This is a genomic window from Sphingobium psychrophilum, from assembly GCF_012927105.1.
Lineage (GTDB): Bacteria > Pseudomonadota > Alphaproteobacteria > Sphingomonadales > Sphingomonadaceae > Sphingobium > Sphingobium psychrophilum.
Genome location: NZ_JABBFV010000003.1, coordinates 97,248 through 118,519 on the forward strand (window position 1 = coordinate 97,248; position 21,272 = coordinate 118,519).

General features: G+C 64.1%; 25 protein-coding genes. 11 read left to right on the top strand and 14 right to left on the bottom strand.

The window, feature by feature from the left end; genetic code table 11:
* The first annotated feature begins 32 nt into the window (after positions 1-32).
* Positions 33-1,322, top strand: a complete 1,290-nt coding sequence (locus tag HHL08_RS05445) for an amino acid permease (protein ID WP_169571475.1) — start codon at positions 33-35, stop codon at positions 1,320-1,322.
* A 152-nt stretch (positions 1,323-1,474) separates the two neighbouring features.
* On the opposite strand, the gene dnaJ is transcribed toward HHL08_RS05445, so the two are convergent.
* Positions 1,475-2,617: a molecular chaperone DnaJ gene (gene dnaJ, locus HHL08_RS05450; protein ID WP_169571476.1), complete on the bottom strand. Its 1,143-nt coding sequence runs from the start codon at positions 2,615-2,617 to the stop codon at positions 1,475-1,477.
* 65 nt (positions 2,618-2,682) lie between these two features.
* Positions 2,683-4,584 (bottom strand): molecular chaperone DnaK, encoded by a 1,902-nt coding sequence (dnaK, locus tag HHL08_RS05455; protein ID WP_169571477.1) that lies wholly within the window; start codon positions 4,582-4,584, stop codon positions 2,683-2,685.
* Between the two features lie 174 nt (positions 4,585-4,758).
* Here dnaK and HHL08_RS05460 point away from each other — a divergent pair, with 174 nt between their 5' ends.
* Genes HHL08_RS05460 through HHL08_RS26260 form a run of 4 tightly spaced genes read left to right on the top strand, consistent with a single transcriptional unit; the run spans position 4,759 to position 6,266 of the window.
* A complete protein-coding gene (locus tag HHL08_RS05460) occupies positions 4,759-5,235 on the top strand; it encodes a copper chaperone PCu(A)C (RefSeq protein ID WP_169571478.1) in 477 nt (158 codons plus the stop codon).
* Positions 5,232-5,690 carry a vgr related protein gene (locus HHL08_RS05465; RefSeq protein WP_169571479.1) on the top strand — a complete coding sequence of 153 codons (459 nt, stop codon included), beginning with the start codon at positions 5,232-5,234 and terminating at the stop codon, positions 5,688-5,690. The genes HHL08_RS05460 and HHL08_RS05465 overlap by 4 nt, the downstream gene beginning before the upstream one ends.
* Before the next feature lie 31 nt (positions 5,691-5,721).
* Positions 5,722-5,976: a type II toxin-antitoxin system ParD family antitoxin gene (locus HHL08_RS05470; protein WP_169571480.1), complete on the top strand. Its 255-nt coding sequence runs from the start codon at positions 5,722-5,724 to the stop codon at positions 5,974-5,976.
* Positions 5,973-6,266 (top strand): type II toxin-antitoxin system RelE/ParE family toxin, encoded by a 294-nt coding sequence (locus tag HHL08_RS26260; protein WP_169571481.1) that lies wholly within the window; start codon positions 5,973-5,975, stop codon positions 6,264-6,266. Before HHL08_RS05470 ends, HHL08_RS26260 begins: the two co-directional genes overlap by 4 nt.
* A 60-nt stretch (positions 6,267-6,326) precedes the next feature.
* Here HHL08_RS26260 and sdhA read toward each other — a convergent pair whose 3' ends face one another.
* From sdhA to sdhC, 3 genes are read right to left on the bottom strand one after another with little or no spacing between them, the layout of a single operon-like run.
* The gene (sdhA, locus tag HHL08_RS05480; RefSeq protein ID WP_169571482.1) at positions 6,327-8,129 is read right to left on the bottom strand and encodes a succinate dehydrogenase flavoprotein subunit; all 1,803 of its coding nucleotides are present in this window, start codon (positions 8,127-8,129) and stop codon (positions 6,327-6,329) included.
* Positions 8,126-8,518 carry a succinate dehydrogenase, hydrophobic membrane anchor protein gene (gene sdhD / locus HHL08_RS05485; RefSeq protein WP_066604441.1) on the bottom strand — a complete coding sequence of 131 codons (393 nt, stop codon included), beginning with the start codon at positions 8,516-8,518 and terminating at the stop codon, positions 8,126-8,128. Before sdhD ends, sdhA begins: the two co-directional genes overlap by 4 nt.
* The gene (gene sdhC, locus HHL08_RS05490; protein WP_169571483.1) at positions 8,518-8,913 is read right to left on the bottom strand and encodes a succinate dehydrogenase, cytochrome b556 subunit; all 396 of its coding nucleotides are present in this window, start codon (positions 8,911-8,913) and stop codon (positions 8,518-8,520) included. Before sdhC ends, sdhD begins: the two co-directional genes overlap by 1 nt.
* Positions 8,914-9,124: 211 nt before the next feature.
* On the opposite strand from sdhC, the gene HHL08_RS05495 reads away from it, so the two are divergent.
* The 3 genes from HHL08_RS05495 to HHL08_RS05505 all read left to right on the top strand — a co-directional run bounded on the left by HHL08_RS05495 (position 9,125) and on the right by HHL08_RS05505 (position 12,397).
* The gene (locus tag HHL08_RS05495; RefSeq protein ID WP_169571484.1) at positions 9,125-10,459 is read left to right on the top strand and encodes a methyl-accepting chemotaxis protein; all 1,335 of its coding nucleotides are present in this window, start codon (positions 9,125-9,127) and stop codon (positions 10,457-10,459) included.
* A gap of 199 nt (positions 10,460-10,658) precedes the next feature.
* Positions 10,659-11,654 carry a 50S ribosomal protein L11 methyltransferase gene (locus tag HHL08_RS05500; RefSeq protein WP_169571485.1) on the top strand — a complete coding sequence of 332 codons (996 nt, stop codon included), beginning with the start codon at positions 10,659-10,661 and terminating at the stop codon, positions 11,652-11,654.
* A 23-nt stretch (positions 11,655-11,677) separates the two neighbouring features.
* Complete coding sequence (locus HHL08_RS05505) at positions 11,678-12,397, top strand: dienelactone hydrolase family protein (RefSeq protein WP_169571486.1); 720 nt, start codon at positions 11,678-11,680, stop codon at positions 12,395-12,397.
* Between the two features lie 68 nt (positions 12,398-12,465).
* Here the strand turns inward: HHL08_RS05505 and ruvC are convergent, their stop codons facing one another.
* The 5 genes from ruvC to HHL08_RS05530 all read right to left on the bottom strand — a co-directional run bounded on the left by ruvC (position 12,466) and on the right by HHL08_RS05530 (position 14,892).
* Positions 12,466-12,957 (bottom strand): crossover junction endodeoxyribonuclease RuvC, encoded by a 492-nt coding sequence (ruvC, locus tag HHL08_RS05510; RefSeq protein ID WP_169571487.1) that lies wholly within the window; start codon positions 12,955-12,957, stop codon positions 12,466-12,468.
* Positions 12,958-13,138: 181 nt separating this feature from the next.
* Positions 13,139-13,882, bottom strand: coding sequence for a YebC/PmpR family DNA-binding transcriptional regulator (locus HHL08_RS05515; RefSeq protein ID WP_169571488.1), 744 nt, complete (start codon positions 13,880-13,882; stop codon positions 13,139-13,141).
* A 68-nt stretch (positions 13,883-13,950) separates the two neighbouring features.
* On the bottom strand, positions 13,951-14,277 hold the full coding sequence (locus HHL08_RS05520) for a heavy metal-binding domain-containing protein (RefSeq protein WP_206377734.1): 327 nt from the start codon (positions 14,275-14,277) through the stop codon (positions 13,951-13,953).
* Positions 14,278-14,304: 27 nt separating this feature from the next.
* Complete coding sequence (locus tag HHL08_RS05525) at positions 14,305-14,547, bottom strand: DUF2312 domain-containing protein (protein ID WP_006956223.1); 243 nt, start codon at positions 14,545-14,547, stop codon at positions 14,305-14,307.
* 45 nt (positions 14,548-14,592) lie between these two features.
* Positions 14,593-14,892 (bottom strand): DUF1244 domain-containing protein, encoded by a 300-nt coding sequence (locus HHL08_RS05530; protein ID WP_169571489.1) that lies wholly within the window; start codon positions 14,890-14,892, stop codon positions 14,593-14,595.
* A gap of 122 nt (positions 14,893-15,014) precedes the next feature.
* Here HHL08_RS05530 and pyk point away from each other — a divergent pair, with 122 nt between their 5' ends.
* Positions 15,015-16,472, top strand: coding sequence for a pyruvate kinase (gene pyk, locus HHL08_RS05535; protein WP_169571490.1), 1,458 nt, complete (start codon positions 15,015-15,017; stop codon positions 16,470-16,472).
* A gap of 177 nt (positions 16,473-16,649) precedes the next feature.
* On the opposite strand, the gene ykgO is transcribed toward pyk, so the two are convergent.
* Positions 16,650-16,775, bottom strand: coding sequence for a type B 50S ribosomal protein L36 (gene ykgO, locus HHL08_RS05540; protein WP_004210176.1), 126 nt, complete (start codon positions 16,773-16,775; stop codon positions 16,650-16,652).
* Between the two features lie 198 nt (positions 16,776-16,973).
* Between ykgO and HHL08_RS05545 the strand changes: the two genes are divergently transcribed.
* Together HHL08_RS05545 and HHL08_RS05550 are read left to right on the top strand one after the other, a co-directional pair.
* Positions 16,974-17,591 carry a DUF4136 domain-containing protein gene (locus tag HHL08_RS05545; protein ID WP_169571491.1) on the top strand — a complete coding sequence of 206 codons (618 nt, stop codon included), beginning with the start codon at positions 16,974-16,976 and terminating at the stop codon, positions 17,589-17,591.
* Positions 17,588-18,718, top strand: a complete 1,131-nt coding sequence (locus HHL08_RS05550) for a M14 family metallopeptidase (protein ID WP_169571492.1) — start codon at positions 17,588-17,590, stop codon at positions 18,716-18,718. The genes HHL08_RS05545 and HHL08_RS05550 overlap by 4 nt, the downstream gene beginning before the upstream one ends.
* A gap of 119 nt (positions 18,719-18,837) precedes the next feature.
* Here the strand turns inward: HHL08_RS05550 and HHL08_RS05555 are convergent, their stop codons facing one another.
* The 3 genes from HHL08_RS05555 to HHL08_RS05565 all read right to left on the bottom strand — a co-directional run bounded on the left by HHL08_RS05555 (position 18,838) and on the right by HHL08_RS05565 (position 21,209).
* Positions 18,838-19,116, bottom strand: coding sequence for a DUF2218 domain-containing protein (locus tag HHL08_RS05555; protein ID WP_169571493.1), 279 nt, complete (start codon positions 19,114-19,116; stop codon positions 18,838-18,840).
* Position 19,117: 1 nt separating this feature from the next.
* Positions 19,118-19,762: a PadR family transcriptional regulator gene (locus HHL08_RS05560; RefSeq protein WP_169571494.1), complete on the bottom strand. Its 645-nt coding sequence runs from the start codon at positions 19,760-19,762 to the stop codon at positions 19,118-19,120.
* A gap of 205 nt (positions 19,763-19,967) precedes the next feature.
* Entirely contained in the window at positions 19,968-21,209 is a 1,242-nt protein-coding gene (locus HHL08_RS05565) for a threonine synthase (RefSeq protein WP_169571495.1), read from the bottom strand.
* Positions 21,210-21,272: the final 63 nt, after the last annotated feature.

The following is a 21,272-nucleotide window of genomic DNA, read 5'->3' on the forward strand; positions in this document are numbered from 1 at the left end:
CCATCGCCCCCCACCCTCGTTAGCATACGCCCATGCCAACCCCCGACATCGCCGCGCCTCCAGCGCCCTCATCCGCCCGAACCCTCGGCCTGGCCGCCTGCATCGCGCTGGTCATGGGCAATATGATCGGGTCGGGCGTGTTCCTGCTGCCCGCCGCGCTCGCGCCGTTCGGCTGGGATGCGGTGGCGGGCTGGGTGTTCACCATCGCCGGGTCGCTGGTGCTGGCTTTCGTCATCGCCCGGCTGACCGTAGCCCTGCCTGACGCCAGCGCGTCGCAGATGATCGCGCGCGCCTATGGGCCGCTGGCCGGGTTCGCGATCGGCTGGATCTACTGGCTGTCGATCATCATCACCAACGTCACCATCGCGGTGGCGGCGACCGCGAACCTGAGCAGCGTGCTGCCCGCGCTCGCCGCTCCGGGGGCGGGTGCGCTCTGCTCGATCGGCTTTCTCTGGGCGATGACCGGCGTCAACCTGATCGGCGCACGGGCGGCTGGGATGACGCAGATCGCCACCACCTGCATCAAGCTGATCCCGATTGCCGTGGTCCTGGTGCTGCTGGTGCTGATCCTGGGCAGCGGCGAGGCGCAGGTTGCGCCCTTCCCCGCGCAGGGCCTGACCGGGGCGGGCATCACCGCATCGGCCGCGCTGACACTGTGGGCGCTTCTGGGCTTCGAATCCGCCAGCGTCGCCGCCGACAAGGTGCGCGACCCCGCCCGCACCATCCCACGCGCAACCTTGATCGGCACGGCGGCGACGGGTCTGATCTATCTGCTGGTCTGTTCAGGGATAGCGCTGACCCTGCCCGCGGCGGAAACCCAGACCGGGTCGCCATTCGCCGCGTTCGTCAGCCATTATTGGTCGCCGGGTCCGGCCCGCTATATCGCCATTTTCGTGGTGGTGAGCTGCCTGGGTGCGCTCAACGGCTGGACATTGTTGCAGGGCGAAGTGCCCTTGGCGATGGCGCGCGCGGGCGAATTGCCGCGCTGGCTGGCGGCGACCAACGCGAAGGGGACGCCGGTGCGCGGGTTGATCCTGTCGACCCTGCTGGCCAGCCTGCTGCTGGTCGCCAATAGTTTGCAGGGGCTAGTGGCGCTGTTCACGGCGATGGCGCTGCTGGCGACATCGGCGACCTTGTGGCTCTATGTCGGGTGCGCACTGGCCAGCTTGCGGTTCCGGCTGGTGGTGCCGGCGGCGGTCATCGGGCTGGGTTATGCGCTCTGGACGCTGTGGGGCGCGGGGCTGGTGGCCAGCGGGTCGAGCATCCTGCTGATGGCGGCGGGATTGCCCTTCTACTGGAGGGCGCGGCGCGGGCGGGCTTAAGCACCAATCAGCTGAATATCTGCGCTCTCAACAAAAATGCCGTCATTCCCGCGTAGGCGGGAATCCATCTCCAGCGCTATCCGCAGAGGTGACGTTGGGAGATGGATTCCAGCCTTCGCTGGTAGGACGGATAATGGGAATCCAGGCGGCACTTAATCCGCCCACAAATCCTTGAGCTTGGAAAAGAAGCCGCTGACTTGCGGGCATTCTTCGCCGGTTTCCGTTTCGCGGAAAGCTTCGAGCAGTTCTTTCTGCTTGGCGGTCAGGCGGGTCGGGGTTTCGACGTCGATCTGGACGACCAGGTCGCCATGGCCGCGACCGTTGAGGACCGGCATACCGCCGCCACGCTGGCGGATCTGCTTGCCCGACTGGATGCCAACCGGGATCTTGATTTCATGCCGGTTGCCGTCGAGGCCCGGCACCTCGATCGATCCGCCCAGCGCCGCCGTGGTAAAGCTGACCGGATAGCGGCAGAACAGGGTCGTGCCGTCGCGTTCGAACAGGCTGTGCCGTTTCACATGCAGGAAGATGTAGAGGTCGCCCGCCGGTGCGCCGCGCGCGCCCGCCTCGCCCTCCCCCGACAGGCGGATGCGGGTGCCTTCGTCGACGCCGGCCGGAATGTTGACCGACAGGCTCTTGGGCTTGTCCACCCGGCCTTCGCCGCGGCAGGACCGGCAGGGGCTTTCGATCACCTGCCCTGCGCCATGGCAGGATGGGCAGGTGCGTTCGACCACGAAGAAGCCCTGCTGCGCACGGACCTGGCCATGCCCTTTACAGGTGGCGCAGGTCTTGACCCCGGTGCCCGGCTGCGCACCCGATCCTTCGCAGCTGTCGCAGGCCGTGGACACCTCTATCTCGATCTGCGTCTTCTTGCCATGATAGGCTTCGTCGAGCGTGATCTCCATGTCGTAGCGCAGGTCCGCGCCGCGACGATTGGCCTGACGCCCGCCGCCCTGCCCGCCAAAGCCGGACTGGCCGAAGATCGTTTCGAAAATATCGCCCAGGTCCGAAAAGCCGCCCGCGCCGCCACCATGAAAACCGCCGCCACTGCCGCCCTGCTGTTGCTGGGTATAGGCCGCGTGGCCGAACCGGTCATAGGCCGCGCGTTTCTGCGGGTCTTTCAGGCATTCATAGGCCGCCGATACGGCCTTGAACTTGGCTTCGCTGTCGGTGCATCCCCCGGTTTTGTCCGGGTGATATTTCATCGCCATTTTGCGATAGCCGCTTTTGATCGCAGCGCCATCGGCCGTGCGCTCGATTTCGAGCAGCTCGTAATAATCAACTTCGGTCGTCATAGAGGCCCCCGCCCGCTTCGCCCGTCACCCCGGTTGGTACCGGCATGACGGGCGATGGGCATAGATTATGCCTTGTTGTTTTCGTCGACTTCCGAGAATTCGGCGTCAACGACATCATCGTCAGCCTTGGGCGCGTCCGCACCCGGAGCGGCGGCCGAAGCCTGCTCCTTCTCGTAGATCGCCTGGCCGAGCTTCATCGCCACGGTCGCGAGTTCCTGCGCCTTGGCCTTCATCGCTTCGGGCTCGCCGCCCTCTATCGCCGTCTTGGTCTCGGCGATCGCGGTTTCGATCTCGCCCTTCAGGCCGACGTCGACCTTGTCGCCATGTTCGGCCAGTTGCGCTTCGGTCGTGTGGACCAGGCTTTCGGCATTATTCTTGGCTTCGGCCGCCTCGCGACGCTTCTTGTCGTCCTCGGCAAAGCGTTCGGCATCCTTGACCATCTGGTCGATGTCGGAGTCGCTGAGGCCGCCCGACGCCTGGATGCGGATCTGCTGTTCCTTGCCGGTGCCCTTGTCCTTGGCGCTGACATTCACAAGCCCGTTGGCATCGATGTCGAACGTGACTTCGATCTGCGGCACGCCGCGCGGGGCCGGCGGGATGCCGAGCAGGTCGAACTGGCCAAGGATCTTGTTGTCCGCTGCCATTTCACGCTCGCCCTGGAACACGCGGATCGTCACCGCCTGCTGATTGTCGTCGGCGGTCGAATAGACCTGCGACTTTTTCGCAGGGATCGTCGTGTTGCGATCGATCATGCGGGTGAACACCCCACCCAGCGTCTCGATGCCCAGCGACAGCGGCGTCACGTCGAGCAGCAGCACGTCCTTGACGTCGCCCTGCAACACACCTGCCTGAATCGCCGCGCCCATGGCGACGACTTCGTCCGGGTTGACGCCGGTATGCGGTTCCTTGCCGAAGAATTCCTTCACGGCTTCGCGCACCTTGGGCATGCGGGTCATGCCGCCGACCAGGACGACTTCGCTGATCTCGCTCGCCGAAACGCCCGCGTCGGCCATCGCCTTCTTGCACGGTTCCATCGTGCGCTTGATCAGGTCCGCGACCAGACGCTCCAGATCGGCGCGGGTGATCGTCTTCACCAGATGCTTGGGACCGTTCTGGTCGGCGGTGATGAAGGGCAAGTTGACTTCGGTCGACTGGGCCGAGGACAGCTCGATCTTCGCCTTCTCAGCGGCTTCCTTCAGACGCTGGAGCGCCAGCTTGTCCTTGGTGAGGTCAATGCTCTCGGTCTTCTTGAAATCGTCGGCCAGAAACTGCACGACCTTGGCGTCGAAATCTTCGCCGCCCAGGAAAGTGTCGCCATTGGTCGATTTCACCTCGAACACGCCATCGCCGATTTCGAGGATCGAGATGTCGAACGTGCCGCCGCCAAGGTCATAGACCGCGATCGTCTTGCCGTCCTGCTTGTCGAGGCCGTATGCGAGCGCGGCCGCGGTCGGCTCGTTGATGATGCGCAGCACTTCCAGGCCCGCAATCTGGCCGGCATCCTTGGTCGCCTGACGCTGGGCGTCGTTGAAGTATGCGGGCACGGTGATGACCGCCTGCGTAACCGTTTCGCCCAGATAGGACTCGGCGGTTTCCTTCATCTTTTGCAGAATGAAGGCGCTGATCTGCGACGGGCTGTAATCTTCGCCACCGGCCTTGACCCAGGCGTCGCCATTGGGACCCTTGGCGATGTCATAGGGGACGAGTTCCATGTCCTTCTTGGTCATGGGATCGTCGAAGCGGCGGCCGATCAGGCGCTTCACCGCGAAAATCGTGTTGTCACCATTGGTGACAGCCTGGCGCTTGGCCGGCTGACCGATGAGGCGCTCGCCATCCTTGGCGAAGGCGACGATCGACGGCGTGGTGCGCGCACCTTCCGCATTTTCGATGACCTTGGGCTTGCCGCCGTCCATGACGGCGATGCAGCTGTTGGTGGTGCCCAGATCGATACCGATAACTTTTGCCATTGTGTCCTCTTTGAACCCCAAATTCTATTCAGCGGTTGACGGCCCATTACCTCACATAAGCGCCAAGGCAAGGCCGGTTTGCAGGTGGGATATAGGCGCGCTTTCGCTTGGCACAAGAAGTTGTGGCGATTACCTATGCCACCGACCGGAAACGAGACAGTCATGGAGCATCCAATGCGCGCGCCCCTCATCCTCTTCGCCCTTGCCGCACCGATGCTGCTCAGCGCCTGCGGCGATCCAGCCCCCAGCTATATCGACCAGGCCTGGGTGCGGCTGTCGCCCAATAAAGAAACGCCGTCGGCCGGCTATTTCGTCATCCACGGCGGCGACGCTGGTACGCAATTGCGCGGCGTGCTGACCGACTATGCGCTCAAGGTCGAAATGCATGAAAGCATCGACAAGGACGGCATGATGACGATGCAGGCGGTCGACCGGGTCGACGTGCCGCCCAAGGGTACGGTCGCCTTCATGCCAGGCGGCAAACATCTGATGCTGTGGGGCGTCAACGATACGGCGATCAGCCGGGGCAAGATGCAGCTCACTTTCCTGATGGGCAATGGCGACCGGCTGCTGGTCGACGCGGTGATCCGCAAGCCCGAAGCAGCCGGCGCGGCCGCCGCCGCCAAGCCCAAAGGGCATGAGGGCCATTGAGCAGCCGCGCGCTGACGGAGCAGGAGATCGCCCTTGCGCGAGGAGTGTTCGGGCGGGTGATCGACTATGGCCGGGTGCGGGTGCATGAGCGCAAATGGTGGCCGCTCCAGCCTAGGGGCGTGACGATGGCACCCGACGGCGATCTGTGGTTTCACCCTGACGGCGGGCTGTTCTGCGCCGATTTTTGCGAGGGGCCGCTGCATTTGCAGGGGCATTTCATCCATGAGATGACCCATGTGTGGCAGGCGCAGCGGTCGGGAAGGTGGTGGCTGCCGCTGATGCGACATCCCTTCTGCCGCTATGGCTATGACGTCGTGCCGGGGCGGCCGTTCGCGCGCTACGGCATCGAGCAACAGGCGGAGATTGTGCGCCATGCGTTTTTGCTGCGGCGGGGCGTCCCGGTGGTCGGGAAGCCGGGACTGGATGTGTATGAGGCGTTGCTACCCTTTGGTTGAAGCCGCTACCAATATTTGGTAATATCGCGTCATGAGCAGCAAGACCACCTCCATCGCACTAGGCGATCACTTCCGCGAATTTGCCGAGCGCAAGGTCAGTGAGGGCCGTTACGGATCGACCAGCGAAGTGATTCGGGCAGGCCTACGCCTGCTGGAATCGGAAGAACAGAAGCTTGAGGCGTTACGGGCGGCTTTGATAGAGGGCGAGCGAAGCGGTCCGGCGGAGCGGTTTGATTTCGACGCGTTTCTTGCGGAGATGCACGACAAGCGCCGTAAATCTGCATGACGTCAGTCTATTTTGCGCCAACGGCCCGTCATGACTTGGCCGAGATATGGTCATATACCGCAGATCGCTGGAGCATAGAGCAGGCCGATGCCTATGTTGGTGCGATACATGCCAGCTTATATGCTGCGGCAACGGATTCGCCGTCAGCTTACGCGATTGGCGATGTCCGATCAGGCTATTGGCGTACAAAGTCCGGGCACCACATTTGCTTTTTCAAAAGGCGATCGCAGGGCGGTATAGACGTCGTGCGTATCCTGCATGAGCGTATGGACGCGGGTAGCCACCTTTAGGTGCGAAAAAGGCGGACTTTTCAGCCCGCCTTTCCCATTTTTCCAACCTCGATCGCGGCGTTAGTAAACGCGCGCCTTGGGCTTCACATATTCCGCTTCGTCGGTCATCGTATAGTCGTGGACCGGCCGGTAATCGAGCGTCACCTTGCCGCCAGAACCGCCCCAGCCTTCGAACCAGCTGATCGTGTGCTTCATCCAGTTTTCGTCGTCGCGGTTCGGGAAATCCTCATGCGCGTGAGCACCGCGCGATTCCTTGCGCGCTTCGGCACCTTCCATCGTGCAGATCGCCTGGCACATCAGATTGTCGAGTTCCAGCGTCTCAATGAGGTCGGTGTTCCAGATCAGCGAGCGATCGGTGACCTTGACGTCCTGCAACCGCTTGTTGACCGCCTGCATCTGCGTGACGCCTTCGGACAAGAGCGCGCTGTCGCGGAACACGGCGGCGTGCTTCTGCATGGTGCGTTGCATGTCCAGGCGGATGTCCGCGGTAGGCGTGCTGCCCGTAGCGTTGCGGTAGTGGTCGAGGCGCGCAAGCGCCAGATCGGCCGAATCGGCGGGCAGCGGCTTGTGCGGCGCGTTGGGCTTGAGATTGTCCTTGAGGAACAGACCCGTCGCCCGACCGAACACGACAAGGTCGATCAGCGAGTTGGAGCCAAGGCGATTGGCGCCATGGACCGACACGCAGGCCGCTTCGCCGACCGAAAACAGGCCGGGCACGATCACTTCGGGATCGTCGCCCTTCTTGGTCACGACCTGGCCATGATAATTGCACGGGATGCCGCCCATATTATAATGGACGGTCGGCGTCACCGGCAGCGGCTGGCGGGTGAGGTCCACGCCCGCAAAAATCTTGCCGCTTTCGGTGATGCCGGGCAGCCGTTCGGCCAGCACCTTGGGATCGATATGGTCGAGGTGCAGGAAGATATGATCCTTATGCTCGCCAACGCCGCGCCCTTCGCGCATTTCCATCGCCATCGAGCGGGACACGACGTCGCGCGACGCCAGATCCTTGGCCGAGGGGGCATAGCGTTCCATGAAACGCTCGCCTTCGGAGTTGGTGAGGTAGCCGCCCTCGCCACGCGCGCCTTCGGTGATGAGCACGCCCGCGCCGTAGATGCCGGTCGGGTGGAACTGAACGAACTCCAGATCCTGCAACGGCAGGCCCGCGCGCAACACCATGCCGCCGCCGTCGCCGGTGCAGCTATGCGCCGAGGTGGCGGAGAAATAGGCGCGGCCATAGCCGCCCGTCGCCAGCACGACCGCATGTGCCTTGAAGCGATGGATCGAGCCGTCTTCCATGCAGATGGCGATGACGCCGCGGCATTCGCCATTTTCCATGATCAGGTCGATGGCGAAATATTCGATGTAGAAATCCGCGTCATATTTCAGCGACTGCTGATAGAGCGCGTGCAGCATGGCGTGGCCGGTACGGTCGGCCGCGGCGCAGGTGCGCTGCACTGGCGGGCCAGCGCCCATATTCTGCATATGACCGCCAAAGGGCCGCTGGTAGATCGTGCCATCCGCGTTGCGGCTGAACGGCACGCCGGCATGTTCGAGTTCGATCACGGCGGCGGGCGCTTCGCGCACCATATATTCGATCGCGTCCTGGTCGCCCAGCCAGTCAGACCCCTTGACGGTGTCGTACATGTGCCAGGTCCAGTGGTCGGGGCTGTTGTTGCCCAGCGACGCGGCGATGCCGCCCTGCGCCGCGACGGTATGGCTGCGGGTCGGGAACAGCTTGGTGATGCAGGCAGTCTTCAGGCCCGCTTCGGCGCTGCCCATGGTCGCGCGCAGGCCGGAGCCGCCCGCGCCCACGACGACCGTGTCGTAAGTGTGGTCGATAATCTTATAGGCTTCGGTCATGGCTTGACGACCCCAATGAAGGCGATCTTGGCGATCGCGAAGACGCCCGCGGCCGCGCCGCCAAAGGCATAGAAATTCAGTACGAGCATGGAGAAGAAGGCCAGGCCCTTGTCGTGAACATAATCCTCCAGCATCACCTGCATACCTAGGCGAAGGTGCATGAAGATGCTGACGACCATCAGCATCAGCGGCACCGCGACCACCGGGTTGGCGATCCAGCCGACGACGCTTTCATAATCCAGGCCAGGCAGGCTGAGCAGGCTGAACAGCAGCCACAGCGTCAGCAGCAGGTTGCCGACGGCGGTATAACGCTGCGCCAGCCAGTGATGCGCGCCGTGACGAGCGGAGCCGAGGCCGCGGACGCGACCGATACCAGTACCGTTGCCCATCAGAGCGCCTTTCCGAAGATGGTGAGCCAGACGAAGCCGGTCACGAGCAGCGATGCGACGAAGGTCGCGATCGACCACATCTTGTTGTTCCGCAATTCGTAACCCGCGCCCATGTCGAGCACGAAATGCCGCAGGCCCGAGAAGAGATGCTGGAAGAAGAACCAGCTAAGGCCGATCATCACCAGATAGCCGATCGGCGACGTCGCGCACTTTACGAAGGTCGCATAAGCCTCCGGCCCGGTCGCGGCGGCCATCAGCCACCAGATGAGGCCAAGCGCGCCGGCAGTGGCCAGGCCATTGCCGGTTACGCGGTGCATGATCGAGACGGCCATCGCCGGTCCCCATTTCCAGATCGTCAAATGCGGCGAGAGCGGCCGGCTGTTGGATCGCGCCATGTCTACCCTAGTCCCTGATACGTGTCGCTGAGTCCGCCCCCCTTAAGAGCGATACGCCAAGAGGGCAAGAAGCGGAGCGCGGGAGATTGCCGCTGCCCCTTTGGTCAGGTCGGCCAACCAGGCATATGGCCAGGCATAAGAAGTGATTAACCAACGCGCATTATAGACAGGAACACGCACCGATCACGTCATCAGCAGGGACCGTTCCTTCATGCCGTCCAATCTTCCTTCCGCCACCGCCACATCGGACTTTCTGGCGGAAGTCGATTCCACCGGCGACATCGCCCGCGCCGCCCGCGAGGTGGGCGAATTGATCGGCGACGATATAGCCAGCGTCGGCGCCGCCTTTTTCGCCAGCTATATGCGCGAAACCGGGCTTCAGGATCAGCTGGACAGCGCCGTCATCGCCCGTATCGAGCGAGAAGCAGACACTTATGTCCGCGAAAAGCTGCTGCATTTTGCAGAAGCGCGCTGGACGCGGTCGGCATCCGACTGCGTGCGCCACGCCCGCAAGCATGACGTGCCGGTGCGCGCGGTTCTGAACGCCGTCGCCGCGGCCAATGAGCGCGTCACCGACATCATTTGGGAACGCTGCCATGATGACGGGCCGCGTTGCCGCCGGCTGCTGCGCATCATGTTGCAGATCGCGATGATCGATTCGGGCTTCATGAGCAATGTGCTGGCCACCGACCAGGCCGACGCGCAGCGTGCCGAGCGCCAGCGTTACGGCACCTTGTTCGAACAGCGCATCGTGGGCGAGATCGACGGCGCGTCCAAACTGGGCGAATCGCTGCGCGAACAGGCCAAGGATGCGTCGGCCGCCACGCGGGGCATGTTGGGCAAGGCGTCCGAAGTCGCCGCCGCCGCCGAACAGTCCGCCCTCGCCATGCGCGAAGCCGCCCGCACCTCCGCCGGGTTGATTCGCGCGATCGAGGACGCCCGCACCGAAGTCGAAAGCGCGGCCGAGGTCGCCCAGCGCGCCTCCGCCCAGTCGAGCGATGCGGTGTCCATGTCCTCCACCCTGTCCGACCATGCCAAATCGATCGAATCGATCCTGGGCCTGATCCGCGACATTGCCGGGCAAACCAACCTGCTCGCGCTCAACGCCACGATCGAGGCCGCCCGCGCAGGCGATGCCGGGCGTGGCTTTGCCGTCGTCGCGCAGGAAGTGAAAAGCCTGGCCAACCAGACCGCTCGCGCCACCGACGAGATCGCCGGCAAGATCGCCGATATCCAGGCCTCCACTCGCCTGTCCGTCCAGACCAACGAACGCATCCGCGACACGGTGGGCGAAGTGAAGGCCAGCGCCGAACGCATCCGCCACGCCATGGATGCGCAGGCGCAGACGGTCACCATGATCACCGCCGCGGTCGATGAAACCGCGCTGGCCGCCGATTCGATGTCGACCACCATTTCAGCGATCCGCCAGGACACCGAAGTCGTGGCGTCGGAAATCGACCAGCTTGAACGCGGCTTCGTCAGCGTCGAGGGCAAGCTCGCCAGCCTGCGCCACGCCTCATCCGACTTTGGTCGGCAGGTCGCCTGAGCGGCGCGCTCAAGCAACCTTATCTCCGTTCGTTTCGAGCGAAGTCGAGAAACGCAAACTCGGCGCTACCGTTTCTTGGCCTTGGCCTGTCCTGAGCGCCTGCCTTAGCAGGCAGTCGAAGGGCTCGAAACGAACGGATGCTTGTGCAGGGCTGTTGCGATGCTTCCCCTCACCCCTCCGCTGGTCTAAAGGCGGCGGCATGAACGATGTCGCCAAGCCGGTCCAAAGCTGGAAAGTCACCCTGCCCTGCACCCGTGCCGAAGCGGAGGCGCTGGACGGGGACATCGCCGCCTTCACGATGATGGAGCAACCGCCGGTGCTGATGACCAGCGAGGCGACGCCGGATGACGAAGAGGCCTGGCAACTGGACGCCTATTTCGAGGGCAAGCCCAGTCCAGCCGCGATCAAACTGCTCAAGACGCTGGTGCCCAGCGCTGGCCGCGCCAAGCCAGTGGTCGAGGCGCTGCCCGACGAGGATTGGGTGACGCTGAGCCAGCAGGGGCTGGAGCCAGTGACCGCCGGCCGCTTCCATATCCGCAACATCGCCAGCGATCCCGAACTGCCCGGTCACGTCAATCTGCTGATCGAGGCGGGCCGCGCCTTTGGCACCGGGCAGCATGAAACGACCGCCGGTTGCCTTGCCATGCTCGACCGGATGCGCCGGGTGGGGATGCGTTTTGCCCATGTCGCCGATATCGGCACCGGCACCGGCCTGCTCGCCTTCGCCGCGCTCAACCTGTGGCCGCGCGCCCATGCGATTGCGTCCGACATCGACGCCGTGGCGGTGGAGATCAGCGCCGACAATGCCCGCGCCAATGGCGTAGCGCTCGGCTATGGCGCGGGCCGGCTGGCGCTGGTGACGGCAGCGGGCGGCAACCATCCTGCACTAATCGGCCGCGCGCCCTATGACCTGCTGATCGCCAACATCCTGGCCGGGCCGCTGATCGAACTGGCGCCGACGCTGTGCGCGCTGGTCGAGGATGGCGGCACCATCGTCCTGGCTGGCCTGCTCAACGAACAGGCGGACGCAGTGATCGCCGCCTATCGCGCGCAGGGGATGCGGCTTGCCGAACGCAGCGACCGGGGCGAATGGCCTACGTTGCGCCTTCGCAAGCGACCCAGCATCGGCTGGAAACGGCCACGCCGCATCAATCCCGCTGCCCGCGGCGAAGCCCCCGGCTTCGGTAGTATCTGACTGTATTTTAGAGGAGCCTGGTCATGGCCATCATCCGTCGCGTCACCCTGCATGATGGTCCAGATGGACCGTTCGAAAGCCTGGCCGTGGTCGATACCGCCGCCACCGGCTCGCTGCCGGGCGTACTGCTTTTCCCCAATGTGTTGGGCGCCAAGGAGGCCGACTTCGCCTATGCGGAGAAGGTCGCGGCGCTCGGCTATGCCGTGCTGGTCGCCGACATATATGGCCAGGGCAAGCGCACCACCCGCGCCGATCCCGATGCCGGGCGCTACATGGCGCAGCTCAACGCCGATCGCGCGTTGCTGCGCGACCGGGTGAACGGCGCGCATGATGTGCTCCAGGGGCTTGCGGAGGTCGATGCCAGCCGCACGGCGGCGATCGGCTTCTGCTTCGGCGGCAAATGCGTGCTCGACCTTGCCCGCTCCGGCGCGGACATTGCCGGCGGCGTCAGCTTCCACGGCATTTATGAAGCGCCGCCCTTCGCTAACGCGGCGATCACCGCGAAACTGCTGATCTGCCATGGCTGGGACGACCCGTTCGCACCGCCGGAGGCGACCGTCGGCCTGGCCCGCGAACTGACCGACGCCGGCTGCGACTGGCAAATCCACGCCTATGGCGGCACCGGCCATGCCTTCACCGACGAAGGCGTCAACATGCCTGAGAAGGGTCTGGCCTACAGCGCGGATGCCGACCGGCGCAGCTTCCGCGCGATGGCCGATTTCCTGGGCGAGTTATTTGGGTGACGCCATCCCATAGCCTATCTTAATCCCGTTCGGGCTCAGGGCGAACGGACGAAAAATGGCGCTATTCCCTATCGCGTCGGTATCCGCCGGGCGCTGGCGAGATGATGGGCGTGGGTGATCGCCACCGCCAGCGCGTCCGACGCATCCGGCCCCATGATCTTCGCGCCGGGCAGCAGGCGCGACACCATGGCGTGGACCTGGTCCTTCGACGCATTGCCCACGCCGACCACCGATTTCTTGACGAGGCGCGCGGCATATTCGCCCACCTCCATGCCCGATCGCGCGGCGTTGAGCAGGATCACACCCCGCGCCTGCCCCAGCTTCAGCGTCGATTGCGGGTTCACATTGACGAACACCTCCTCGACCGCCGCGCCATCGGGCCGATGTTCGAGGATGAGGTCGGTCAGCGCCAGGTCGAGCGCCAGCAGCCGCGTCGAGAGCGCCATGGCGCTGTCGGTCTTGATCTGGCCGTTGCCGATATGGGTCAGCCGATTACCGTCCGCGGCGATCAGGCCCCAGCCGGTGGTGCCAAGGCCGGGGTCGAGGCCAAGCAGGATCATGGCAATATCCTCGCCCCTTCAGGGGAGAGGATAGCAAGGCTTGTCGGCTTGCCGACTAGCCGCGCTTGGAGGGGGGAGCGAGACCTATAGGTGGCGCAATGCCCCCCCTCCCGACTTCGCCTAGGCGGCAAAGCCGCCAAGGCTGCGCAACCCTCTCCCCCAAGGGGAGAGGAATTGGCGATCAACCCAGCTTCTCCATCACGTCATCGGACACTTCATAATTGCCCCAGACGGTCTGGACGTCGTCGTCATCTTCCAGCGTATCGACCAGCTTCATCAGCGTGGCCGCATTGGCTTCATCCACATCGACGGTGATCTGCGGCTTCCAGGCAAGCTTGGCGCTGTCGGCCGCGCCCAGCTTGGCTTCCAGCGCCTTTGCGACCTCATGGAGCGCGTCCATCGCGGTCCAGATTTCATGCTCGTCCTCGTTGGACGACACATCCTCCGCGCCCGCTTCCAGCGCCGCTTCGAAGATCGCGTCGGCGTCCCCCGCGCTCGCCGGATAGGTGATCAGGCCGACCCGGTCGAAGCCGTGACTGACCGCGCCCGACGCGCCAAGATTGCCGCCATTCTTCGAGAAGGCCGTGCGGACATTGGTCGCGGTGCGATTGCGGTTGTCGGTCAGCGCCTCGACGATGATGGCGATACCGGCGGGGCCATAGCCCTCGTAACGCACTTCCTCGTAATTCTCGCCACCCGCCGCATTCGCCTTGTCGATCGCGCGCTGGATATTGTCCTTGGGCATGGACTGGGCCTTGGCGGCGTTGACCGCCAGGCGCAGACGCGGGTTCATGTCCGGGTCGGGCATGCCCATCTTGGCCGCGACGGTGATTTCGCGGCTGAGCTTGGAGAACATCGACGAGCGCTTCTTGTCCTGCGCGCCCTTGCGATGCATGATGTTCTTGAATTTGGAATGGCCGGCCACGGCCTTCTCCCCAATTGTTCTGTGAAACCGAAGGGCGCTCTCTAGCGATCAGCGCCCGTTCGCGCAACTCAGACGAGGATGGCCGTTCCTGACGCCGACACCATCAGCATAGACCCGTTGGAGCCGAGGACTTCATAATCCAGATCGACGCCGACCACGGCATTGGCGCCCAGCGTCGCGGCGCGCATCCGCATTTCGCCGATCGCCTGTTCGCGGGCGCGCTGGAGCACGTCCTCATAAGCGCCCGATCGCCCGCCCACGATGTCGCGGACGCTGGCGAACAGGTCGCGAAACAGGTTGGCGCCCACGATCACCTCGCCGGTGACGATGCCGAGATATTCCTTCGTCGGCCGCCCTTCCAGACGGCTGGTGGTGCTGACGATGATCTCGGACATGGGCGCTTCTCCTTGATTATAAAAAGGTTATTCCATACCCAGCGCGGACAGATAGGTCTGGAGGATGGCTTCCATCTCCTGCCGGTCATGCGGCTGCATCTTACGCAGACGGACGATCTGGCGCATGATCTTGGGGTCATAACCGGTCGCCTTGGCTTCCAGATAGACGTCCTTGATATCGTCGCCGATGCCCTTTTTCTCTTCTTCCAGGCGCTCGATACGCTCGATCAGCAGGCGGAGCTGGTCGGCGGCGACATTGGGTTCGGTCATGGGATCGTGTCTCCAACAAGGAATGTGAATCGGTTGGAGGGCGTCCTAGTGATTGTCGGCGTTCTTCGCCACACTCTCTTTCATTCGCGCCACCTGCTCCGGCGTCGCTTCGCCCTGATGCCGTTCTTTCCACTCGGCAAAGGGCATCCCATGGATGATTGCGCGCGCTTGGTCTCGCGTCAGATCGACGTCCGCCTCCGCGATCCAGTCGGCCAGGCAATTGCGGCAAAAGCCGGCCAGCCCCATCAGATCGATATTCTGGACATCGGTTCGGTGCTGCAAATGCGCCACCAGACGGCGGAAGGCGGTTGCGGCCACAGCATCTGTGACTATGGTGTCGGTCATCGGCGTGAGGAACCTTTCGCTGATCTACATCATCCTGTCGTGCAGCACGGATAACCCATAACGACGCACTGGCAAGGCCGACAAGGCAAAGCCGGGGACGATCATGACGGTCAGGAGAAACCATGACGAAGTTACCGCCCCGCTCCCGCAAGGTCCGCATCCTGGCGACCCTTGGCCCGGCGAGCGATACGCCCGAAATGATCAGGGCCTTGTTCATTGCCGGGGCCGACGCCTTCCGCATCAATATGAGCCATGGCGCGCATGAGGATCATGCCGCGCGCATCGCGATCATCCGCGATCTGGAAAAGGAATTTCACCGGCCCACGACGATATTGGGCGACCTGCAAGGCCCCAAATTGCGGGTCGGGACGTTCGAAAAGGGTCTGGCGATTCTGGAACGCGGCGCGCCTTTCATCCTCGACCGGGATGAAACGCCCGGCAACGCCCATCGCGTCAACCTGCCCCACCCTGAAATCTATGCCGCGCTGGTGCCCGAAACCCGGCTGCTGCTGGACGACGGCAAGATGGTGCTGCGGGTGAAGGGAATTGCCCACGACCGGATCGACACGATCGTCGAAGTCGGCGGCACCCTGTCCAATCGCAAGGGCGTGAATGTGCCTGACGTGGTGGTGCCGGTGCCGGCGCTGACCGACAAGGATCGCCGCGACCTGAGCTTCGCCATACAGCAGGGCTGCGACTGGATCGCTTTGAGCTTCGTGCAACGGCCAGAGGATCTGGCCGAGGCGCGCAAGCTGATGGGCGGCTATGGCGCGCTGATGGCGAAGATCGAGAAGCCTTCGGCCGTGCAACGGCTGGAGGAGATCATCGAAATGGCCGATGGCGTGATGGTGGCGCGCGGCGACCTGGGCGTCGAGCTTCCCCCGCAGGCCGTGCCGCCGCTGCAAAAGCAGATTGTCGCCACCGCACGGCGCATGGGGCGGCCGGTGGTGGTCGCGACCCAGATGCTCGAATCGATGATCAAGTCGCCCTCCCCCACCCGTGCCGAAGTGTCGGACGTGGCAACGGCGGTCTATGACGGGGCGGACGCGATCATGTTGTCGGCCGAAACGGCGGCGGGCGACTGGCCGGTAGAGGCGGTGACGATGATGGACAGCATCGCCCACAGCGTAGAGCGCGATCCGGGCTATTTCGGCCGGCTTCATTATACCGAGACGAAGCCGGACCCGACCACCGCCGACGCACTGGCCGAAGCGGCGGGGAACATCGTCGCGGTGGTGGGGGCCAGCACCATCACCTGTTTCACCCTTTCAGGCAGCACCGTGCGCCGCGTGGCGCGCGAACGGCCCAATGCGCCGATCCTGGCGCTGACGCCGCGCACCGATACAGCGCGCAAGCTGGGCCTGACCTGGGGTGTCCATGCCATTCGCACCAAGGATATCGGCACGTTCGAAGAAATGGTCGGCAAGGCGCGGCGCATGGCGCTGCGTCATGGCTTAGCCGACAAGGGCGGCAAGATCGTGGTGCTGGCCGGCGTCCCCTTCGGCACGCCGGGGTCGACCAACGTGCTCCATGTCGCGGCGATTCGCGGCGACGAGTTGAAGGGGCGCGACGAGGGCTGAATCACATCGTCATGGTGAGCGGAGCAGGCAGAAGGCCCGCGCCGCTCGCCATGACGAGAATTGCCGATTCGGCCCATCGCCCGCTACGCCAACGCGGAAAGGCGCCCGATCATCGACCAGGCGCCTGCCACATTGCATAAAGACCCGCCACCCCGGAGGGGCGACAAGCGCCTGCTTTTAGCCCTGGCGGGCCTTGAAGCGGCGGTTGGTCTTGTTGATGACATAGGTACGGCCGCGACGACGGATCACGCGGTTGTCCCGGTGGCGGCCCTTGAGCGACTTGAGCGAGTTGCGGATCTTCATGGCAGACGGCCCTTGATGAATCTGGTGTGGTCGAATTTCGAAGCGCAGCCCCTATGGGTCGGGCGGGCCAAAGTCAAGGGTGGCAGGCGCTCTTTTACCGCCGTTCATCCCCCGTGCAGCCAGGTCGTGGCTTCACGCGTTGGAGGGGATTATGCTCTCCGCGCCGTTACTACGGCATATGCCCGTTGGAGTTTACCCATGTCGAAGCGCCTGATTCTCGCCGCATGCCTTGCCCTGCCCCTTTCGGCCTGCGCGACCGCCGTACCGCCGGTGGAAGTGACTCGCTTCCATGTCAATGATCCCGCCCGCACCGGCACGGTCGCGGTAGAGGAAATGCCCGGCAACCCCGACATCAGCCTGGAATTTCGGACTTATGCCGCGGCGGTATCACAGGAATTGCAGCGTGTGGGATTCACCCCGGCGCAGGCCGGCGGCCCCAGCGACTATGTCGCATCGGTCAGCTTCCGCCGGTCCTTCCGCCCGTCCGGCGTTGATCGCAGCAGCGATAGGCCGGTCAGCGTCGAAATGGGCGGCGGCATCGGCAGCGGCGGCGGGCGTCGCGGCGGCACCTTTGGCGGCCTGGGCCTGGGTGTCGGCATCAACCTGTCGGGCAAGCCCAAGGATATCGTGACCACAGAACTGCATGTCCAGTTGCGGCGCCGGTCCGATTCGGCGGCAGTGTGGGAAGGCCGCGCATCGACGCAGGCGCGGCAGGGCACGCCCGCCGCGCAGCCGGGGATTGCCGCACAGAAACTCGCCGCCGCCCTTATCGGGGGCTATCCGGGTGAATCGGGGCGCACTATAAAGGTCAAATGACCATCAGCACTTCCAGCGGCTTCGACAGCGGCAATATTCGCGTCCTCTCCATCACCGACACCCCGGCCGGCGTCCGCGCCGATCTGGAGATCGTGACGGATCATCAGAGCGACTTTTACCAATGGTTCCATTTCCGGCTCGCCAATGCGGCGGGCCGCGCGGTGGAACTGCGAATCGTCAACGCAGGCAAGTCGGCCTATCCCGATGGCTGGGCGGGCTATAGCGCGCGGGTCAGCGAGGACCGCGAAACCTGGGTGCAGGCCGACACCAGCTATGCCGACGGCGTGCTGACGATCCGGCTGGAGCCGGATAGCAATGCGCTATGGATCGCCTATTTCGCGCCTTATTCTATGGAGCGGCATCATGACCTGATCGCCTGGGCCGCGACTCAGCCAGGTGTCGCGCATCGCGAATTGGGGCTGACGCTGGACGGCCAGCCGCTCGACATGCTGACGATCGGCGAGGGGCCAAAGCAGGTCTGGCTCTATGCGCGCCAGCATCCCGGCGAAACGATGGCGGAATGGTGGATGGAAGGCGCGCTGGAGCGGCTTTGCGACGAGGAGGATGCGGTCGCCCGCTTGCTGCGGCAAAAGGCGACGATCCACCTCATCCCCAACATGAACCCGGACGGCAGCCGCCGTGGCCACCTGCGCACCAATGCGGTCGGCGTGAACCTGAACCGCGAATGGCATGAGCCGACGGCGGAGCGCAGCCCCGAAGTACTACTGGCGCGCAATGCGATGGACGAAACCGGCGTCGATTTCGCGATGGACGTGCATGGCGACGAAGCGATTCCCGCGGTGTTCATTGCAGGGTTCGAGGGCATCCCGTCGATCACCGATCGGCAGGTCGCACTCTATCACCGCTATCGCGACACGCTGGCCGCCCGCACCCCCGATTTCCAGACGCGGCTGGGCTATCCGGTCGCGCGCGCGGGCAAGGCGAACCTGTCCATGTCCACCAACCAGTTGGCCGAACGCTTCGGCGCGGTGGCGATGACGCTGGAAATGCCGTTCAAGGATAATGACGACCTGCCGGACGCCGATTTCGGCTGGTCCCCGGCGCGCTCGATGCAACTCGCCAAGGATTGCCTGGCCGTGCTGGCGGAGATGATCGAGGATATGTGAGGGCGGTTACACGCCTACCTCCGTTCGGGCTGAGCTTGTCGAAGCCCTGCTCACTGACTTCAGACAAGAAGTAAGGCCCTTCGACGGGCTCAGGGCGAACGGAGGTGGGTTAACGCCGCTCACTGCCAATCGAACGGCAGCGGCGCTTCCTTGAAGGCAAAGCGGTCGAGATGGGCGGCGACCACCTGTTTGAACTTCTCGATATCGGCGTCTTCGTTCGGCTCCAGCGTCACCACCAGCGTATCGGGTTCCGCCGTCAAGCGGGCCGGCCCCATGGGCAGGACGATGACGCCCTGCTCCGCGTTGAAATCGGTTTCGAACTTGTGGCTCCAATGCTTGCACAATTGCTGGAGATAGCGGCTGGCATTGGGGGTGGGCACTCGGGCGGTCAGGATCATATCAGAGCCTTTCGATCTTGCTCGCGGCCTCGTCGATCAACGACGCGACATCGAACATGGTCTGGTTATCGGCGCCTTCCTTTTCAAGGCGGTGCTGGATGGCGATTCGCAGATTGTGCAGCGCCCGGCGCACCGGCGCGCCATCGACCCGCTCGGCATGTTGGGCGAGCGCGGCCAGCCGGGCCAGCGCCAGGTCCAGTGCCGCCTTGCGCTCCTCGATCTGGGCCTTGCCGGCATCGGTGATGGCGAAGCGCTTGCGGCTTCCCTCGCTCGGTTCCTCGACGATCAGGTCCATTTCCGCCAACATGGTCAGCGTAGGATAGACGACGCCTGGGCTGGGGGCATAGGCCTCCCCCGACAGCGCCTCGATCGCGCGGATCAGTTCATAGCCATGGCGCGGTTCGTCGGCGATCAGCTTCAGCAGGATCAGGCGCAGCGTTTCATTGTCGAACAGCCGCCGGCGACCGCCGCCACCGCCGCCTCGCCCACCCCGGCCGCCATGTCCGCCGCCGCGCAGGCCGTCCTCGCCAAAGGGATCGCCGCCAAATCCGCCGCCACGACCAAAGCCGTCAGGCGACCCGAATCGGCCAGCGCCAGGATGATGACCGCCATGGCGGCCGCGATGAGAATGGGGAAAATGCATCATTGAATCTTTCATATGTGTCATGATGTATTGCGATATATCTTAAAAACATTCGCCGTCAAGAGTTACGATACATCTTAAGTGTATCAACCTGTATCGCAGACTACCGCCAGATGTAGAGATAGGCGTGTTCCCGCGCAGGCGGGGACCCAGTTCAAACGGCGGGACTGAGTTCCCGCCTGCGCGGGAACACGGAACCTGACGACCTTTAGAGCGTCATAAAATCAATCGGCGCGTGCCGGTTCAACGTGTGGCTCTGGTCTTCAAGCGGATATTTCAATCCGCTGGCGCAGTTGAACAGCACGGCGCGATCGTCACGGCCGATCAGCCCCTCGTCCAGCGCCCGTTGATAGGCGGCCAGCGTCGCCCCGCCTTCCGGGCAGAGCAGCAGCCCGTCGTCGCGCGCCACATCGCGTACCGCCGCCATGATCGCAGCATCGGACACCGCCAGCGCCGCGCCGCCGCTTGCCCGCACCGCGCGCAGGATCAGGAAGTCGCCCACCGCACGCGGCACCCGGATGCCCATGGCGATGGTGTGAGCGTTCTCCCAGCGCTCGGCGAACTCGACACCCTGCTCGAACGCACGGACCATCGGCGCGCAGCCTTCGGCCTGCACCGCGAACATTTTGGGGCGTTTGGAGCCGATAAAGCCGATCTTCTCCAGTTCGTCGAACGCCTTCCACATGCCAATCAGGCCGGTGCCGCCGCCCGTGGGATAGAAGATCGCGTCGGGCAATTCCCAGCCCAGCTGCTCGGCCAGTTCCAGCCCCATCGTCTTCTTGCCCTCGATTCTGTAGGGCTCCTTGAGCGTCGAAAAGTCGAACCAGCCGCGCGCCTTCGCCCCCTGCCCCACGATCGCGCCGCAATCGTCGATCAGGCCGTTGACGCGATAGACCCGCGCCCCCTGCGCCGCGATTTCGCGCACATTGATCTCCGGCGTGTCGTCGGGGCAGAAGATGATCGCCTCCACCCCCGCGACGGCGGCATAGGCGGCCAGCGCCGCGCCGGCATTGCCGTTGGTCGGCATCGCCACCTGGGTCACGCCCAGTTCCTTAGCCATCGACACCGCCATGACCAGGCCACGCGCCTTGAAGGAGGCCGTCGGCAACCGCCCCTCATCCTTGGCCATCAGATGCGCCCCGCCCAGCCGCGCGGCGGTGCGCGGCAGCGGGATCAGCGGCGTCGCATTTTCGCCCAGGCTGACGATATTGGCGGTCTGCCGCACCGGCAACAATTCACGCCAGCGCCACAGGTCCATCGGCCGCTGGCTAAGCGCTTCTTTGGTCAGCGTCGCGCGCACCCCATCCAAATCATAGCGCACCAGCAACGGCTTGCCCGCCGCTGACAGCCCATGCAGCTCATCCGCCGCGTAACGCTCGCCGGTCAGTGAACATTCGAGGTGCGTGACGAAGGTCGGACGGTCGGTGGTGAGGTTTGCGTTATGCAGCATGAATAATCCCGTTCGCCCTGAGCCTGTCGAAGGGCGTCACTTCTCTAAAGAAAGAAATGGGCT

Excerpts from the sequence above, each read along its gene's own strand:
- HHL08_RS05445 (WP_169571475.1), top strand. The coding sequence starts at position 33 with ATGCCAACCCCCGACATCGCCGCGCCTCCAGCGCCCTCATCCGCCCGA.
- dnaJ (WP_169571476.1), bottom strand. The coding sequence starts at position 2,617 with ATGACGACCGAAGTTGATTATTACGAGCTGCTCGAAATCGAGCGCACG.
- dnaK (WP_169571477.1), bottom strand. The coding sequence starts at position 4,584 with ATGGCAAAAGTTATCGGTATCGATCTGGGCACCACCAACAGCTGCATC.
- HHL08_RS05460 (WP_169571478.1), top strand. The coding sequence starts at position 4,759 with ATGCGCGCGCCCCTCATCCTCTTCGCCCTTGCCGCACCGATGCTGCTC.
- HHL08_RS05470 (WP_169571480.1), top strand. The coding sequence starts at position 5,722 with ATGAGCAGCAAGACCACCTCCATCGCACTAGGCGATCACTTCCGCGAA.
- HHL08_RS26260 (WP_169571481.1), top strand. The coding sequence starts at position 5,973 with ATGACGTCAGTCTATTTTGCGCCAACGGCCCGTCATGACTTGGCCGAG.
- sdhA (WP_169571482.1), bottom strand. The coding sequence starts at position 8,129 with ATGACCGAAGCCTATAAGATTATCGACCACACTTACGACACGGTCGTC.
- sdhD (WP_066604441.1), bottom strand. The coding sequence starts at position 8,518 with ATGGGCAACGGTACTGGTATCGGTCGCGTCCGCGGCCTCGGCTCCGCT.
- sdhC (WP_169571483.1), bottom strand. The coding sequence starts at position 8,913 with ATGGCGCGATCCAACAGCCGGCCGCTCTCGCCGCATTTGACGATCTGG.
- HHL08_RS05495 (WP_169571484.1), top strand. The coding sequence starts at position 9,125 with ATGCCGTCCAATCTTCCTTCCGCCACCGCCACATCGGACTTTCTGGCG.
- HHL08_RS05500 (WP_169571485.1), top strand. The coding sequence starts at position 10,659 with ATGAACGATGTCGCCAAGCCGGTCCAAAGCTGGAAAGTCACCCTGCCC.
- HHL08_RS05505 (WP_169571486.1), top strand. The coding sequence starts at position 11,678 with ATGGCCATCATCCGTCGCGTCACCCTGCATGATGGTCCAGATGGACCG.
- ruvC (WP_169571487.1), bottom strand. The coding sequence starts at position 12,957 with ATGATCCTGCTTGGCCTCGACCCCGGCCTTGGCACCACCGGCTGGGGC.
- HHL08_RS05520 (WP_206377734.1), bottom strand. The coding sequence starts at position 14,277 with ATGTCCGAGATCATCGTCAGCACCACCAGCCGTCTGGAAGGGCGGCCG.
- HHL08_RS05525 (WP_006956223.1), bottom strand. The coding sequence starts at position 14,547 with ATGACCGAACCCAATGTCGCCGCCGACCAGCTCCGCCTGCTGATCGAG.
- HHL08_RS05530 (WP_169571489.1), bottom strand. The coding sequence starts at position 14,892 with ATGACCGACACCATAGTCACAGATGCTGTGGCCGCAACCGCCTTCCGC.
- pyk (WP_169571490.1), top strand. The coding sequence starts at position 15,015 with ATGACGAAGTTACCGCCCCGCTCCCGCAAGGTCCGCATCCTGGCGACC.
- ykgO (WP_004210176.1), bottom strand. The coding sequence starts at position 16,775 with ATGAAGATCCGCAACTCGCTCAAGTCGCTCAAGGGCCGCCACCGGGAC.
- HHL08_RS05545 (WP_169571491.1), top strand. The coding sequence starts at position 16,974 with ATGTCGAAGCGCCTGATTCTCGCCGCATGCCTTGCCCTGCCCCTTTCG.
- HHL08_RS05550 (WP_169571492.1), top strand. The coding sequence starts at position 17,588 with ATGACCATCAGCACTTCCAGCGGCTTCGACAGCGGCAATATTCGCGTC.
- HHL08_RS05555 (WP_169571493.1), bottom strand. The coding sequence starts at position 19,116 with ATGATCCTGACCGCCCGAGTGCCCACCCCCAATGCCAGCCGCTATCTC.
- HHL08_RS05560 (WP_169571494.1), bottom strand. The coding sequence starts at position 19,762 with ATGATGCATTTTCCCCATTCTCATCGCGGCCGCCATGGCGGTCATCAT.
- HHL08_RS05565 (WP_169571495.1), bottom strand. The coding sequence starts at position 21,209 with ATGCTGCATAACGCAAACCTCACCACCGACCGTCCGACCTTCGTCACG.